This window comes from Paenibacillus sepulcri (assembly GCF_042647105.1).
Lineage (GTDB): Bacteria > Bacillota > Bacilli > Paenibacillales > Paenibacillaceae > Paenibacillus_Z > Paenibacillus_Z sepulcri.
The window spans coordinates 1,630,796-1,647,935 of the sequence record NZ_JBHRUP010000001.1; the positions used below are offsets into that span (position 1 = coordinate 1,630,796).

Genomic DNA, 17,140 nt, shown 5'->3' on the forward strand with positions numbered 1-17,140 from the left:
TACTCGATATCTGCGTCCTTAGCTTTTAACCGCTCCTTCCATGATCCCGGCAATGAACTGCCGGCTAACCAGCAGGAAGAAGATGATCAATGGAACGGTCGCCATAAGCGTTCCTGTCATAACCATGGAGTAATCTGCCGTATGAGCCGACTTTAACTGCTGCAGCGCCAGCATCAACGTGAATTTGGACGTGTCCGTCAGGACAATCAGCGGCCATAAGTAATCTTCCCAAACTCCCATGAAGGTCGTGATGGCCAGAAACGCAAGGGCAGGCCTCAGGATGGGAAGCGCAACACGCCAATAAAGCCCGAATTTGCTGGAGCCATCGATACGGGCAGCCTCAAGCAAATCATCGTGAATGGCCAGCGCATACTGCCTGATCCAGAAAATCCCTAACGCGCTTGCTATACTCGGAACAATGAGCGCCTTGTAGCTCCCCAGCCACCCCAACTCCTTGATAATAATGAATTGTGGCACAAGCAGCATTTGTGCGGGAATCATCATCGTCAGGATCATTAAATAGAACAGCGCCTTGGAGCCCGGAAACTTGAATTTCGCGAAAGTAAATCCGGTCAATGAATTGAAAAACAGCTGCAGTGTAGTGCTGATCACAGCAATAAACACCGTGTTCAGGAAAGCCCGTGTAAAATTGATATTGTCCATGACATGGTTAAAGTTCATCACAAAATAACCGCCGAAAGTCAGCTTCGGAGGAAACGCAAAAATCGCGCTTGTTTCATTCGTTGACATGACTACAAGCCAATAAAATGGAAATATAGAAAATATAACACCGATTAACAAAAAAGTATGCACGAATATTTTTTTTGAAATCATCTTATTATGCTCCTTTTAGTATTAATCGTCTGATTTATTAAAGATTTTCCAGTTCAATAACGATATGATACCAATAATGAAGAACAGCACCCAGGATACAGCTGCCCCATATCCATAATTCTGATAGGTGAAGCCTTCCCGGTACATATAAAGCACGATGGTATCAGAGCCCGGGTAAGGAGCTTGATTCCCGGCCAGCACCTGAGGCTCCGTGAAAATCTGAAAGCCGCCGATGGTAGACATCATAACGGAGAACAGGATAATCGGTCTAAGCATTGGAATCGTAATTTTGGTAAAGATCTGGAATCCGCTGGCACCGTCGAGATTTGCCGCTTCATACAAGTCCTTGGGAATCCTCTGCAAGCCGGATAAAAAAATGATGGCATTGTAGCCCATATATCTCCAGCCAATCATTGCGGCAATGACGGTCCTGACACCGGCGCTGGTATTGAACCAGGCAATTTTATCTAGCCCAAGCTTTTCAAAGAAAAAGTTGATCAGCCCGTACTCATTGCCAAACATAGACTGAAATATTATGACAACGGCAACCATAGCCGTTATATTCGGCAGAAAATAGGCGATTCTAAAAAATCCCTTGAAATTCACGATCGACAGATTAATCACAAACGCCACGATCAAAGCGATGACTAGCATAGGTCCATTAGATAATAACCAGAGCGCTACGTTGTTGATTAATGCCTGCCAGAAAGTGGGATCGTGAAACATGTAAACAAAGTTGTCGAAGCCTACAGGCGTCATTTCCCCGATTCCATCCCATTTGTGAACAGAAAGATAAATGGAGAAGAAAATGGGGAACACGGAAAAAACCAAGAACAAGATATAGAAAGGAGAAATAAACAGATAAAACATCCTGCTTTTATAAATCTCTTTTAAAAGGCCTCCCATATTACTCCTCCACGAATGCGGGCGAGGCAGGCTTCAAATCCCGCCCGCCTCAACCCTTATTTGATTCCCTATTTCAAGGTGGCTAACGCTTAGTGCGACAGCTGGCGTTTGATTTGATCCTGCGCGTCTGTCCATGCCTTCTCGGGATCCTGTTTCTTCGTATCTACATAACCGAGATCCTGAACCAATAAATTAAGGACCATATCGTCTCTTGGATCCGTATGCGCGACTTTAACATCCTTCGCCGCATCGGCAAATATGGGGCTCAGATCCTGATTTCCGAAAAATTCATTCTTATTCTCCATTTCCGGATTCGAGTAGACAGCAGGTGTAGAAGGATAATTACCGAATTCCTTATATCCCTTAACAAGATTGTCAGGGCTGACCAGGAATTTAATGACCTCATAGGCTTCCTTCGGATGCTTGGTCGATTTCAAGGCACCGAAGAAGGAGCCTCCCTGATTGCCTACGCCAACCGGCGGATAAGCAATGCTCCATTTTCCCTTCGTGTCGGGTGCCGCACCCACCAAGTCTCCCACTGCCCATGAAGCCCCGCTAAACGAAGAAATTTTACTGTTATTCATCGCGGCATTCTTCTCGGAATCGCTGGAGTAAGGGAATGTCAAACCTGCTTTATAGGCTTGTACCGAATCATCCCAGACGCTTTTGATGTGATCCTGGTCGCCGATGTAATTGCCGCCTTCATCGAAGAAGCCTTTACTGTTCTGACCCAGAAGACTTCTGAATATATCTACGAGCGTTCCGGTTTGCGTACCTGTTTTATCCTTAACCTTTTGGAGAAGATTCATGTAATCATCCCAGGTTTTTACTTGACTCTTGATGTCTTCCGGCGTACTTGGCACTCCCGCCTTCGCGAACAAGTCGCTGCGGTAATAAAGGACAACCGGCGCGACGTCAATCGGCAGCCCGATCAGATACTGATCATCGCTGGTTGCTGCCATTTTCCACTTCCAGTCCAGATATTGGGATTGAATATCGCGGGCTCCCTGGTCATACAGATTGACGTATTTATCTTTATACTCCAGCATGGATGAAACCCAGCTGTCCATCGCGACAATATCCGGTCCGCTTCCGCCGCCGGCTATTGTGGTTTTTAATTTGGTCAGATAGTCAGGTCCGGACGGAAGCTTCTCCGCCTTTATATCGATATTAGGAAAGTTTTTCTTGGCAGCCTCTATTGTTGAATCGGATATCGCGCCGTTCCAATACCAGAGATCCAATGTAATTTTTCCGTTTGCAGCGCTTTCACTTCCAGCATTATTGTTACCCGTATTGGTATTCGTATTACTTTGACCGCATGCGGTCACGACAAGAACAAAGCACATAGCTAACAGAACGCCGAACAAGGCTTTAGATTTCATTTGTTGTGTTCCTCCGATTCGATAAGTTCAGAAATGTAAGGTATGCGTAAACCAGTTACTGCTGCTTTTTCATGCTGTTTACGAAAGTATTCCCATGCTTGACACGAAAAATTCGATTCATCAAGCCTGTTAAACCACCGCCTTTTCAGTCCTGCTTTAAATAAAAAATTTTATGGTATCGATACCAGATTTGGATATGGTATCGATACCATAATTACTTCCCTTAAGCCCCCGAAATGTTTGAGAACGATCTGGTATCGATACCAGATGCGGCTTGTGTACAAGTATAATATCTTAAATGATGTTTGACAATAGCAATTATGTATTTTATGAAAATGCTCTTGCAGGTAATATTTCACTATGAAATAATTATAGGCTGTTCGTCTGTGATGTAAGTTCTCATCAAGATTGCTTACCCTGCATACCCGCCCGACGCGTTCCCTCCGCTCCGGCAGCGGAGGGAAGCAGTCCGGAAATCGAAACAGCGGCCGATCAAACGATCCCTTTTTTAGTGTGTATGGCTATTAAGTGTCATTTCATTTGCTGCTTGCTGCGCCTGCGGCAGGATCCCCGTTATCGAAATAAGACGTATCCATAATCCGGGCGTAAATATATGGATTTAAATTATGGCTTTGCACATGAATTTTAATTTTTTCCAGACCCTCTACATTGAATATAAGCTGCTTCACATCATCTTCCGGGCTGACGGCATGAGTCTCCAGGACAGTCGAGGCTGTTGATCCTGCATCATCCCCCACGTTATAAAGCGAATATTCCACATCATATTCTCCGGGGCTAATGACGGCGGCATCCAGGACGAGACGCTTGTATTTACGGTCAACCGTAAAAATAACGTCCCCATACTGGTCAATCTTCAAAACCTGCTGGAACTGTTTATCTTTCACCTTTGTTTCTTTGGGGTCTTTGGTCAAAATGGCGTAGATGTTGTCGATCTCCATCGGTGCGGCAAAAATCGGCGTCTTTTCTCCGAGTTTTCCTCCGATATAAATTTTTTGATCGGCAGCGTCATAGTCGATCGGGACTTTCAGCGCTTCAGACAAAGCGCGGACAGGCAAGTAGGTGCTTCCATTATAACTGATTGCCGCCAGCGATTTGCCGGATGGATCTTTGGGCTGCCATAGTGCACCCTTCAGCACAAACGACACGCTCCGGTTAAGAAAAGCATTGATCGGCTCCAGCTTGACCGCTGCATATGCGGATCCCAACGAGCTCGCGATAATGGCAGCTGCGAACAAAACACCAATTTTAAACGTTCTCTTTTTCGTAAAATTCAGCTTCAATGAAATTCATCCTTCCGTAATGGTTTGGACAACTGCTGTATCGGCGGCGCAATCAATCTCCGGCTTCTATGGCTATCTGAATAAAAAATCCCCCCTTTAGATACATCCTAAAGAAGGGAGTGCTTCAAAAGCGTTTCACATTTATCAGCCGTTTAAAAAACGGTCGATTTCATCCAGCATGCCCGGTGAGATTCTTTTGGATCGGATGATCTCGGTTGTATGCTTCTGCAGCGGATGCGCGGCGGCGGCATGGCACAGACCGCTTAGCTCGCGGCAGCGGTCGAGATATTCCTGTTTGCCCGATTTCCGGTAACGATCTTCGTTCAACGAAAGCGCGGCGGTCCGCTGCTCTGACGAACCGGGATTCAGCTTCCATATGGCGAAGCGAATGACAGCCTCCTCCTGCTGGCCGGGAAAGTGCTCCAGCATCCGCTGCAGCTCATCCGCTTCTTCGGCGGGCGTGATCTGACTTAAATCAGCCTTCAACCGGATGAGAAGCATCTCGAGCCTGAATTGCATATCTCTCCTTTTCAGCCGATTTGCCAGCCCCAGCCCTTCCTCTGCCGTCTCCACAGCGCTGTCGAATTGCTGCCGTCTCTGCTGCAGCAAGCTCATGGAATAAAGCGCTTCGGAAGCAAAGTAAGGGGTGCTCAGCTGTTTGAACAGCCGAACCGAGCGGCCAAGCATAAGATCAGCCTCCTCCAGCCGCTGCCGCGCCAGAAGGCTCAGCCCTTCAAAGCCTAGCATGATGCCTGCAATTCGCAAGTCCTTGACCCATACGGCTTCTTCCAGACAAAAAGCGATGCAGGGCGCCGCTTGCTCAAGCTCGCCGTGACAAAGATAATATTTGCCCAGCATGCCGTGAGCAATGGCAAAGCCCATACGATCTCCGATCGATTTGCTGATCTCCATCTTATCGACAATGAAGCCGAAGGCCAGATCCATTTCATCCATGTCCATATACACCATCGCCAATACGCCCATAGCTTGCTCGATCGTATACTTGTCTCCGGTCTCCGTTGCTAGCGCGATTTGTTTCTTGATCCAATGAATCGACTGATCGTACTCGCAGCGGTCATAATAGATGTGACCAATGATACCGAAGGATCGGCAATCCTCCCTGGTTTGGTTTCCGATACCGGGCAATTCCATCCTTTTCATCAGATAGTAGAGTACCTCGTCGTACTTCCCTCTATAGTAATGCAGAGTACCAAGCGTTACATAGACGGTGCTGAGTCCGGAATAATCGTCCAGCAGCTCAAAGCAGCGCAGCGCCCGTTCCAAATGAAAGCTTGCTTCCTCATATTTTCCCTGCATTCGCAGACAGTTGCCCAGCGCAACATCGCAGAGGGATCGCTCCTGAATCGTTGCGGAGCTCCCCGAACGTTCAAACCATTGTTTATAAATCCTCTCCGATTCTTTCCAGTTTCCTGTGATGATCAAGGCCTCGCCAAGCTTCATCAGAATAGGCAGAATCTGCCCGAAAGGCAGCAGAATGCACAGCTTCTGATAATAGTTGATCCGCGTTTCATTGGCGTAAATCTTCTCCGCCGCCAATGCGGCCATTTCATAATAGACAATAGCCTCCCTGTTCATGCCCGCAAGCTCAAAGTGCAAGGCGATTTCCGCGGCAGCGGTTTCAGTCTGTCCATGATGAAAAACGTTCAGGCTGTGTGCAATCTGCCGGTGGCATTGGCGGCGCCTGCTCTCGCTTTTCAGCTTGTACGCGGATTCCCTGATCATATCATGTGCAAAATCGTACTTCCCGTCCCCCGTTTCCTGCAGAACCTTCACCAGCACGAGCTGCTCTATCCGTTCCAGAACGGCTTCCTCTTCCATGTCCGTCAGGATCGTCATAAACGCTGCCGATGCAGGCCTGCCGATTGCGGCCATGGCCGATACAAGCTGGCGATCAATGGGAGAGAGCCTGTTTAAGCGGTTCTCGATGACGGTGATTACCATTGGCGAAAGACGAAATTCGTTCTTGTCGCTGCCTGTTTGCCACTCCCTCATCGTTTCTACTATAAATAATGGATTGCCGCCCGTCTCTGCATATAAACCGGCTGAATGGCGGTCGGCGAGGACATCGCCGACCGTCGCTGTCATCAGCCGTTTCGTATCTGTTTCGCTGAAGGGAGCAAGCTCGATTTCCGTCAGCTTCCGTTCGGTCCGCAGGCTGGACAACAAATGTGTGACAGCCCCGTTTGCGTCCTCGTCTGTCCGCATTGTCGCGGCCACAAGCAGTTTGGTCCTGGAATCGCCGCGCAGAAGAAAGGAAATAAGCTGGAGCGTTCCCGTGTCGCTCCATTGGATATCGTCCAGGATGAGCAGCAGCGGCTGCTCGGCAAGCAGCATCCGTTCGATCGCCTCATACCATTTGTTCAGCTGCCAATTTTCCTGAACGGGATTTGGCGCCGCCAGGTCCGGGTATTCCTCAAGAAGCTCCGGCAGCAAGCGGGCTAATTCGGAAAGACAGACCGGATTCAGCTGCGGCAGGGGAAGACTTCTCAGCCAGCTTGTCACCGGCGTATAGGAAATGGACCTTACCGATAGATAGCAGCCGGCAAAAACCGTTTGAATTCCCCGCCCTTTCACCCATGCCATAAATTCACGGGACAATCTGGTTTTGCCGATTCCCGCCTCTCCCTTCAATACAATCAGAGAGGACTGGCCTGCCGCGGCTTGCTTCCAAACGCTCAGCATGCTTTCCCATTCTGCGGTTCTGCCGATGAACGGGGTTTCGCTGTGCACGGCAGCCGCATGTCCGCATCTGTTCTGCACAAGTCTTTCAAATAGCTGCAGGGTCGCCTCCGCAGGACCGATTCCGAATTCGGCCTCCAGAACACCCTGCAGCTGCTGATAGGTTTGCGCGACGCCGGCCATATCGTTCTTCAAGGCGTACAGCCTCATCAGCGTGCGGTAAGTTTCCTCTCTTAGTCTATTTTGGATCAGCAGCTTATTGGCAAAAAATAAGGCCGACGAATATTCCCTTTGCGTTTCCAATATGGCGATTAGTTTCTCAAGAACATCAGCATACAGCTGCGCCAGCAATTCCCGCTTCGCATTGAGCCAATCCTCGTAATATCCGGGCAGCAGCTCCCCCCGGTACAGCTCTTCCGCTTCTTGCAGCATATGCAGGCTTTGGCCCTTCGCCGCCTGTTCAAATTCGTACACATCCGAATAACAGGGCAATTCATTATTCCATTGCAAATATGCGGGGGTAATCTTCAGATAGGGGTCCATTTGCGGAAAGCTTTCACGAAGATCGTGGATGACCTTGCGTAAATTGGAAAGGGCCTGTTTCTCGGTGGAATCCGGCCAAAAATCAAAGGCAATTTGCCTCCTGCTCTGCGGCATGTCAAATGAGAGGATTAAATAGGCCAGCAGCAGCCTGGCTTTCCCGCCGGGAAGCGGCGTAATCACCTCGTCATCGAGCTCGATTTGCAAACTGCCTAATAACTTAAATCGGCAACCGGCCAAAAATGACGCCCCCCATCAAATCCGATCGAATATTGACTTGCTTTATTTAAACATTACTGCACACAGCCTTCCTGTCAATAGTCAAAAATATTAATATATTGCGAATGACAAGCCCCTATTCATTCCTGGCTGATCCATCGACGATTTGCCGACTATCGGCATTTGATTATCCCTAATATAGACCAGCTCTCGCCCTGCATCCGGGACAGGTATACGGGCGAGTCTTCGCATAACGGGCAACTCTATATGGAAAGTCAATCGTCCTCCAAAAGTAATAAAGCCAGCCATTCTCATTAAGAATGGGCTGGCTTTATTCATTTCCTGTTTACTATCTACGTACGGGGGGATTGTTTTTTGACACCGCCGGACGTATTATTTTCGAATCTTTTGCGGTCAGTCCGTTCAATCTGGACAATCCTTCCGTCATGCACCGTTATTTGAACAGAGCCATATTCCAATCCGTTGACCTGCTCCTCGACCTGTCTGATCCAGACTTCGTCCAATTCCAATCCTTTCGCCACTTTTCGATCCTCTCCTGTTCGTTTATGGAATTCTTTCCTCTTCTATACGAATTGCATATCAGGCGGGCTCGATACGAGTGATTCCCAATTATATTCGTTCCATTATGACTTTCCAGCAGCGGTTTCACGCAGCGTCTTCAGACTGCCGGGAACGCCCTGCGTAATCTCGTCAATTTCCGCAAGCTCTTCGGAAGTCAGCTTCTCCGCCGCTTTGGCAACGGAATCCGTTATATTCTGCGGGCTTGAAGCACCAAGAATAGCGGACGTTACATGCGGCTGGCTGATGACCCAGGTCAGCGCCAGCTGCGCCAGCGTCCATCCTTTCCTTGCTGCGATCGGCTTTAGCCCCTCTACGATCTGGAAGTTGCGTTCGTTCTCCAGCAGCGACTTGATCCGCGCTTCTCCCGCAGCACCGCGGGAGCCGGCCGGCGGCGCCTGATCGAACTGGTATTTGCCTGTGAGCACACCGCGGCCGAGCGGGCTGTATGCGATGATCGCCAAGCCTTCGGACGCTGCAAACGGAAGCAGCTCCTGCTCGATCCCCCGGGCTATGAGGCTGTATTCGGGCTGGTTGCTCTCGTAACGGTGCAGACCCAGCTGAGCCGATATGCCGTGAGCCTTGGCAAGCTGCCATGCGGCGTAGTTGGAAGCCCCGATATAGCGGACTTTGCCCTGGCGGACAAGATCGTCAAGCGCGCGCAGCGTTTCCTCGAGCGGTGTCTCTTTATCAAAACGGTGAACCTGATAGAGATCGATATAATCGGTTTTAAGGCGGCGCAGGCTGTTCTCTACGGCGCGAATAATGTGGTAGCGGCTCTGGCCCTGGTCGTTCGGCTCGCTGCCGACGCGTCCATGCACCTTGGTCGCCAGAATAATCCGATGCCTGCGGGCACCCAGCAGATGGCCAAGTATCGTTTCCGATTGGCCGCTCTCCTGCGGGTTGCCAAGGTCGGTTCCTTTGCCATATACGTCAGCCGTATCGATAAAATTAATTCCGGCATCGAGCGCCGAATCAAGCACCTCCGCCGATTTCGACTCATCGATCCAGCGGCCGAACGCCATTGTTCCCAGCGCCACCTCGGATACTTTCAGACCTGTCCTGCCGAATTTCTTCAATGAGATGCTCACTTAAATGCACGCTCCTTCTATTTGGGAATTGGTAAAAATGAATAAATGCGTCTGCAGTCACCCCCCCGTTATGGATAGCAAAATGACCGGAGAGGCGCAGCTTCTTACGTCTCTCCGGTCGACCGGTCGATTATTTACTAGTAATCCAATGAATAAACTATGATTTAGAATATAGCATCGTCCATAATCTGTGTCAAGATGTGGAAAACGATTTTGCACATGAAGGATACAGTCAGTTATTGACGCCCTATCCGATTGGTGATAACATTTAACTTATTATTCCACTAGGATTACAAGTATATAGTTGACCAGACTGCTGGAGACACAAGGATTAAATTGTGTTCTCCTTTTTTTTTGCGGTTGTCTGGCGTAACGATGAGCGTAAGCGCGCCTTCATGGTCGGAATTCTTGGTGCTTGCAGGCGATTGAGGAAGCACAAAAAAATACAGGGAGGGTTTCAGCTTAATGGGCAAAGCAAAGAAGCAGGTGCATTTGAATGTTTTTCTTCGGCAGGCAGGCCATCATGCCGCCGCCTGGCGGCATCCCAAAACGACGCCCGAACTCACCTTCGACTTTGGGTATTACAAACAATTGGCGCAAACCGCCGAACGCGGATTGCTTGATTCCGTCTTCATGGCAGACGGCTATGTCGGTACGGGACGCCGGCTTGAGCCTTTCACGCTCCTCTCCGCTCTCTCCGTGGCCACTACACATCTTGGTCTGATTGGCACTGTCGGAACAACCTACAACGAGCCGTTCCATGTCGCCCGCAAATTCGCTTCTTTGGATCATATCAGCGGGGGCCGCTCGGGTTGGAATATCGTTACCGGACATACGGATGCGACAGCCTTCAACTTCGGCAAGGAAACGCATCTGGAGCATTCGGAACGGTACAAATGGGCGGAAGAATTCGTCGAAGTGACGAAAAAGCTATGGGACAGCTGGGAGGAAGAGTCGCTCGTCTTCGACAAAGCCTCCGGCATCTCCATAGACGAAGCCAAACTGCATGAAATCAATTTTGATGGCAGCGTATACCGCGTGAAAGGGCCGCTCAACATCCCCCGTCCGCCTCAAGGCTATCCCGTTCTCGTACAGGCGGGTTCTTCAGACAGCGGCCGCGAGCTGGCAGCCCGGACGGCGGAAGTCATTTTCACTGCACAGCCTACACTGGCCGAGGGCCAGGCGTTCTATGCGGATGTCAAAGGCCAGCTGGCGAAATACGGACGCAGCGCTGACGAATTGGTTGTCCTGCCGGGCTTCAGCCCGATTATCGGCCACACCAGAGCTGAAGCCCAGGAGCTCGAAGATGAGCTGAATGCCTTTCACGATATCCATGACGCCGTAGCCAAGCTGTCCGAGCGCTTCGGCGTTGACTTGACCGGCTTTCCGCTTGACGGCCCGATCCCGCCTATTATCGACCCGAAAGGGATCGAATCCGTCAACGGCAGCAAAAGCCGGCACCAGCTTATATTGGATATGCTGCGCAGCGATTCCAGCCTGACGCTCCGCCAGGTTGTGAACCGGCTGGCAAGCGCGCGGGGCCATCTGACCTATACCGGCACGCCGATCGAAGTCGCGGACGTCATTCAGCGCTGGATCGAGAACCACGCAGCTGACGGCTTCAACCTTATGCCTCCCATCTACCCGGGCGGTCTCGATATCTTCGTCGACAAGGTCGTACCCGAGCTGCAGAACCGCGGTATCTTCCGCACCGCTTACGAAGGCAGGACCCTTCGGGAGCATTACGGTCTGACACGACCGGCCAATTCCTACAGCATCGGCCCGGAAGAAGCCGCTGCGGCACCTTAACGATAATCCAATAGGACAGGAGCTCACCACGATGGCCAAAATCGCCACCAACCTCACCCAGCTGATTGGCAATACGCCCCTGCTGGAGCTGAGAAATTTCAATGCCAAATACAATGTCGGCGCAGTACTGATCGCCAAGCTGGAGTATTTCAATCCCGCCGGAAGCGTCAAGGACCGGATCGGCTTCGCCATGATCAAGGATGCGGAGGAACGCGGCGTCATCAACAAGGATACGGTCATTATCGAGCCCACAAGCGGCAATACCGGGATCGCCCTCGCCTTCGCGGCGGCCGCGCTCGGCTATAAATTGACCATTACGCTTCCCGAAACGTTCAGTATCGAGCGGAGAAAAATACTGCTTGCCCTGGGGGCCGAGCTTGTTCTCACGCCCGGCGCGGAAGGCATCGCCGGCGCGATCAAGAAGGCCGAGGAGCTCGCAGCTGCGACCCCGAACTCGTTCATACCGCAGCAATTCCAGAATCCGGCCAACCCGGAAATCCATCGCAGAACAACGGCAGAGGAAATTTGGCGGGACACGGACGGATCGGTCGATATTTTCGTTGGCGGCGTCGGAACCGGCGGTACAATTTCCGGTGTCGGCGAAGTCCTCAAAGAGCGGAAGCCTTCGGTCCGGATTATTGCGGTTGAGCCTTTCAGCTCCCCTGTCCTGTCGGGCGGGGAGAGGGGCCCCCACAAAATCCAGGGAATCGGTCCGGGCTTCGTACCGGACAATTTCCACCGCCATATAGCGGACGAAATCATCGCCGTCACCAATGAAGATGCGCTCGAGACGACCCGCAAGCTGGCGAGAAGCGAAGGACTGATCGTCGGCATTTCCTCCGGCGCGGCTGTCTATGCGGCTGTTCAGATTGCCAACCGGCCGGAGAATGCCGGGAAAAACATTGTCGTACTGCTGCCGGATACCGGAGAACGTTATTTGTCCACCGAGCTGTTCCCCATCGAAACGATTTAGGTATCCATCAGTCAGGAAGAACCGGTTATCGCCATTCTTGCCGGTAAAGCAATTTTCTTAACTAAAACCTATCCATAGATTGGATGACAGCCTCCGCGAATTCGCTCGTGGAGGCTGTGCCATGCAGGTCGGCGGTGCGGATGCCTGCGGCAGCTGCACCCTCGACTCCCCGTACAATCTGTTCCGCGATGCGCTGCAGCCGCGAATCCCCGTGCCGGCCGGCCAGCCATTCCAGCAGCAATGCCGAGGATAACAATATCCCGACCGGGTTCGCGATATTCCGGCCCGCTATATCCGGCGCCGAGCCGTGGGCGGCCTGCGCCATTGCAAAGTGATCCCCCGCATTGATCGCCGGCGCCATTCCAAGGCTTCCAACCAGCTCTCCCGCGAGGTCGGACAGAATGTCGCCGAACATGTTCGTCGTCAGAATGACGTCGAAGTCCCCTGCCCTCCTGACCAGATGGGCTGCGGCCGCGTCGATGTGGTAATCGTCCACCCGCACATCGGGATACTGTGATGCGACTTCCCGGCAAACGCCGAGAAACAAGCCATATCCGAGCTTGATCACATTAGCCTTGTGGATAATGGAAACATGCCTCCGGCGCGACCTGGCCGCCTGAAAAGCAGCATGGGCAATCCGTTCGGCTGCTTTGCGCGTAAAGACGCCGGCCGAGATGACTACATCCGGCGTCACCTGCCACTCTCCCGTTCCGTACGCCATATTCCGGTCAGCATAGAAGCCCTCCGTATTCTCGCGGTAAATAACGAGATCCGCCTGCTTCGCTACGCTGTCGATGCCGGGCAGCGTCCGGTTCGGCCGGATATTGGCAAACAGGTCGAAGCTGTGCCGCAGCTCGCCGCTCGGATTTCGGCCGGTCTGGTGTACCTCCGGATAGGAAACGGAATCATGAGGTCCCATCAACCAGCCGCTGCAATTCTGCAACGCCTCCTTCGTCGCCTTCGGCAGCGGGTCGCCATACTGCCGGATCGCTTCAAGCCCCACCGGCAGCCTTACCCAATCCAGCAGCTCAAGCCCGCAGCTTCTCTCCGCAGCCCCTATCACCTTTACCGCCGCAGCGACGATTTCCGGTCCGATCCCGTCCCCTTCCAATACCCCAATGCGATAAATTTCCATCTAACCGCCTCCCATTCTTATTAACCAGCAAAAACAAAAAATTCCCGGACCGCCCGTAAAAGCGGTTCGGGATAAGCGATCTGCTAAACAAGCACGCCTTGCGCATTCAAATACAGCCTCGCATAATAACCGTTCAGCTCCATTAATCGGTCATGGGCACCCTCCTCCACGATGCGGCCCCGATCCAGAACAATGATTCTGTCGGATCTCCGGATCGTTGACAGCCGGTGCGCAATGACCAAGGTCGTCCTGCCCTCCGATACGATCCGCAGCGCGGACTGGAGCAGCTGCTCCGTATGGGAATCAAGATTGGCGGTCGCTTCGTCGAGAATCAATATTTTCGGCTGGAAGACGATAATGCGGGCAAACGAAATCAGCTGCTTCTCGCCGGAGGACAGCCCTGTGCCGCTCTCGGCAAGCCGGGTTTCGTAGCCATGCTTCATCCGCCGCACTAGCTGATCCACTCCGACATGCTCGCAGGCGCGAATAACCGTCTCCACGGGAATCGTTTCATCGAACAGCCGGATGTTGTCAAGCACGCTTCCCGAGTAGAGAAACGGCTCCTGCTGCACGAGCCCGACAATCCGCTGCAGCGTTTCCTGCTTCAGACTGCGGATGTCGGTTCCGTCAATGCGGATGCTGCCTTCCTTCACATCGTAGAAGCGGCACAGCAGGCTGATCAAGGAGCTCTTGCCGGCTCCGGTGGCGCCTACGATTCCCAGCAATTCGCCTGGCCGGATATTCAGATCAATATCAGTTAACACCTTATGGCCGCTGCCGTAGCCGAAGGTTACGCTGTTGAATTCCACTTTGCCCTCGACCCCAGCCTTCTCAGCAGATGCGGCTTTCTCCGGATCGCGCACATCAGGCGACACTCCGAATATGCTCCAGATCCGGTTCACGGACACGATGGTCGACTGAATCGTATTCCACTGCTGGGTGATCGAGTTGATTGGCTGAAAAAACTGGCGGATATAGGTGATGAACGCGTACAATACGCCGAATTCGATATGACCTCCCAGCACAGCGCGGCCGCCGAGCCAGACGACAAACGCCACGGACAGGTTCCCGAGAATATCAAACAACCGGTTAAACAGCACCATTGTGCGGACTTCCCGCAGGTTGGTGCGGTAGAAGGCATCGTTTCGCTCGGTAAACTGCCGCTGCTGCTCCTTCTCCTGATGGAACACCTGAATGAGGTTCATGCCGGAAAGATTCTCCGCGGCGAATGCGACCATCCTCGACAAGGCCGTCCGGACCATCTGATACGTTGTCCGCATATAGGACCGGAAGCCGTACGCAATCATCGTAATGACAGGCAGGACCAGCAGACAGAACAAGGTCAGTCTGATATCCAGCTGAAACATCAGCACAATGATGATCAAGAGAGTCAAGCTGTCCCGCAGCAGGCTGGCCAATACCTGATTGAAAAACCGGTTCAGGCCTTCCGTATCGCTGGACACATTCGTAATGAGGCTGCCGGTCGACACGCGGTCAAAGTAGGAAACCGACAGCTTCACCATATGCCTGAACATGCCGCTGCGGATGCCGGCCACGATGCTCTGCCCGATTTTTTGCAGCAAATTGTTCTGCAGATACGTGAAGACGAAGCTGACGACTGCCAGCAGGAGATAGATGCCGCAAAGAAGCAGCAGCGACCGGTAATCGGCATGCTCAGCGGTAAATACGTCATCGATGGCGATCTTGATCAGATAAGGCTGCAGCAAATCGGCCGATATGGACAGCAAAATAAAGAAAAACAGCAATAGAAACGACCAACGATGCGGTTTGGCGTAGGTGTAAAGCGCTTTGAAGGCAGAACCGTAATCAAGGGCGGCATTGTTGTCCTGCGGGATGCCCGTCCGTTGGTCTTGCTGCCAATCGCTAATGGCTCTCGGCATTGGCATCCCCCTTCTCCTGGATATTGTACAGCTCCGCATAGACACCATCCATGTAAACAAGCTCCTCGTGCGTGCCGCGCTGCACGATCCGGCCTTCGTCCATGACGATGATCTGGTCCGCATGCTTGAGCGCGCTGATGCGATGGGAAACGATCAGGGTTGTTTTGCCCTGCCGCCCGGCACGGAGCGAGTCGATGACCGCTTTCTCGGTAAGCGAATCGATAGCGCTGACGCTGTCATCGAGAATCATCACGGGAGCCTGCTTGAACAGCCCCCGGGCGAGGCTCGCCCGCTGCCTTTGGCCTCCGGACAGCGTTAAGCCGCGCTCCCCGAGCCTTGTCTCGAACCCGTCGGGGAACGCATTCACCTCAAGATGGATTTGCGCTTGAATCGCAGCTTCTTCAATTGCCGCAAGCTCCGCTCCGCGGTCGCTGAAGGCGATATTTTCACGGATCGAGGTGCTGAACAAGAAGCCGTCCTGCGGCACATAAGCAATGCTGCTCCTGAGGCTCTCAAGCGTCAGATTGCGAATATCCCGGCCGCCTGCGAAAATCGTGCCTTCAGGCGGATTGTAGATCCGCAGGAGCAGTTTCATAAGCGTCGTCTTGCCGCTTCCCGTCTTTCCGATAATGCCTACCGTTTGACCGGGCCCTACCGTTAAGCAGATATCCGACAGTACGGGCGAGGAGCCGTCCGGATAAGCAAACGACAGATTCCGGATTTCGATGGCGGCATGCTCTGCATTCTCCAAGCGCTCTGTCCCGGTATCGGCAACATTGGGTTCTTCGCCAAGCAGGTCGTTCAGCCGCTCCAGGGAACCGCGGGCACGCTGCATCGCATTGATCACATCTCCGATCCGCTGCAGCGGATTGATCATCATGCCGATATACAGGACCAGCGAGACAAAATCGCCAAGGGAAACAGTCTGATCCGCCGTCAAATAGCCGACAAGCGCGATCGCGGTAATCATCGACAGCGCCCCGAGAAATGGAATAACCGCCTGCAGGAGTGAAGAAACGCGCACCAGCTTCAGCTGGTTGTCGCGGATCTGGGCAACCGTTGCGTCGAAACGGCCGATCATGATCGCTTCCACCGCAAATTTTTTTGTGACCCGGATGCCGCTGAACTGCTCGGAGGCCGTTTCCGTCATTTTCCCGAGCGCTTCCTGCACATGGACGGAACGTTTGCGGATGACGGGACCCAGCCACGCAACGACCCATGGAATGAAGAGAAGCGGAATAATGCTGATAAGAATCGTGTATGCCGGGATCGGGCTAAGGATCATGGATACAATGACGGAAATAAGCAAAATCGATGAGTTCGTAATATGGTTGATGCCCATCGATATCGATTCTCTTACCGCGGTCACGTCATTGATCAGATAGCTCAGAAGCTTGCCCACCCCGTACCGGGAATAATTGTTCAGACTGAGACGCGTAAACTGGACAAACAGCTTGTTTCGCGTAATCCGCTCGAACAATCTCCCCGAGTACATGATGAGAAATTGCCCAGTCCCCCCAAGCAGACCGTAGCTCAGCGCGATCGCCACGATGAGCAGGCTGTAGTGCACGACCTCATCGAAGGACAGCATGCCCTTCTGGAGCTCATCCGTAAAGCTGCCGATTGTTCTGGGCATGCGCGCCAGAATTACATTCGCCGCCCCGATAACAAGGACGGCGCTGATGTACAAGTACCACCTCGACTTGATATAGCCGCTTAATATTCTCTGCTTACTCAACAAGCATTCACTTCCTGTATCTATCATTAATG

Annotated in this window: 12 protein-coding genes; 2 read left to right on the forward strand and 10 right to left on the reverse strand. The window is 52.2% G+C overall.

Annotation, left to right across the window (positions count from 1 at the left end; translation table 11 throughout):
* Positions 1-18: 18 nt before the first annotated feature.
* The 7 genes from ACFOLF_RS07420 to ACFOLF_RS07450 all read right to left on the reverse strand — a co-directional run bounded on the left by ACFOLF_RS07420 (position 19) and on the right by ACFOLF_RS07450 (position 9,546).
* Entirely contained in the window at positions 19-834 is an 816-nt protein-coding gene (locus ACFOLF_RS07420) for a carbohydrate ABC transporter permease (protein ID WP_210037807.1), read from the reverse strand.
* 21 nt (positions 835-855) lie between these two features.
* Positions 856-1,740, reverse strand: coding sequence for a carbohydrate ABC transporter permease (locus tag ACFOLF_RS07425; protein ID WP_210037808.1), 885 nt, complete (start codon positions 1,738-1,740; stop codon positions 856-858).
* A gap of 89 nt (positions 1,741-1,829) precedes the next feature.
* Positions 1,830-3,122 carry an ABC transporter substrate-binding protein gene (locus tag ACFOLF_RS07430; RefSeq protein WP_210037809.1) on the reverse strand — a complete coding sequence of 431 codons (1,293 nt, stop codon included), beginning with the start codon at positions 3,120-3,122 and terminating at the stop codon, positions 1,830-1,832.
* A 536-nt stretch (positions 3,123-3,658) separates the two neighbouring features.
* Positions 3,659-4,423: a hypothetical protein gene (locus ACFOLF_RS07435; protein ID WP_210037810.1), complete on the reverse strand. Its 765-nt coding sequence runs from the start codon at positions 4,421-4,423 to the stop codon at positions 3,659-3,661.
* A gap of 144 nt (positions 4,424-4,567) precedes the next feature.
* Positions 4,568-7,903 (reverse strand): AAA family ATPase, encoded by a 3,336-nt coding sequence (locus ACFOLF_RS07440; protein ID WP_210037811.1) that lies wholly within the window; start codon positions 7,901-7,903, stop codon positions 4,568-4,570.
* A 332-nt stretch (positions 7,904-8,235) separates the two neighbouring features.
* Positions 8,236-8,424: a YezD family protein gene (locus ACFOLF_RS07445; RefSeq protein ID WP_210037812.1), complete on the reverse strand. Its 189-nt coding sequence runs from the start codon at positions 8,422-8,424 to the stop codon at positions 8,236-8,238.
* A gap of 102 nt (positions 8,425-8,526) precedes the next feature.
* A complete protein-coding gene (locus ACFOLF_RS07450) occupies positions 8,527-9,546 on the reverse strand; it encodes an aldo/keto reductase (RefSeq protein WP_379114122.1) in 1,020 nt (339 codons plus the stop codon).
* Between the two features lie 471 nt (positions 9,547-10,017).
* Between ACFOLF_RS07450 and ACFOLF_RS07455 the strand changes: the two genes are divergently transcribed.
* A complete protein-coding gene (locus tag ACFOLF_RS07455; RefSeq protein ID WP_210037814.1) occupies positions 10,018-11,361 on the forward strand; it encodes an LLM class flavin-dependent oxidoreductase in 1,344 nt (447 codons plus the stop codon).
* Between the two features lie 31 nt (positions 11,362-11,392).
* Positions 11,393-12,334 (forward strand): cysteine synthase A, encoded by a 942-nt coding sequence (cysK, locus tag ACFOLF_RS07460; protein WP_210037815.1) that lies wholly within the window; start codon positions 11,393-11,395, stop codon positions 12,332-12,334.
* A 61-nt stretch (positions 12,335-12,395) separates the two neighbouring features.
* Here the strand turns inward: cysK and ACFOLF_RS07465 are convergent, their stop codons facing one another.
* From ACFOLF_RS07465 to ACFOLF_RS07475, 3 genes are all read right to left on the reverse strand, one after another.
* A complete protein-coding gene (locus tag ACFOLF_RS07465; RefSeq protein ID WP_210037816.1) occupies positions 12,396-13,469 on the reverse strand; it encodes an isocitrate/isopropylmalate dehydrogenase family protein in 1,074 nt (357 codons plus the stop codon).
* Positions 13,470-13,552: 83 nt separating this feature from the next.
* Positions 13,553-15,370 (reverse strand): ABC transporter ATP-binding protein, encoded by a 1,818-nt coding sequence (locus ACFOLF_RS07470; RefSeq protein WP_210037817.1) that lies wholly within the window; start codon positions 15,368-15,370, stop codon positions 13,553-13,555.
* Complete coding sequence (locus ACFOLF_RS07475; protein WP_210037818.1) at positions 15,354-17,108, reverse strand: ABC transporter ATP-binding protein; 1,755 nt, start codon at positions 17,106-17,108, stop codon at positions 15,354-15,356. Before ACFOLF_RS07475 ends, ACFOLF_RS07470 begins: the two co-directional genes overlap by 17 nt.
* Between the last annotated feature and the right edge of the window lie 32 nt (positions 17,109-17,140).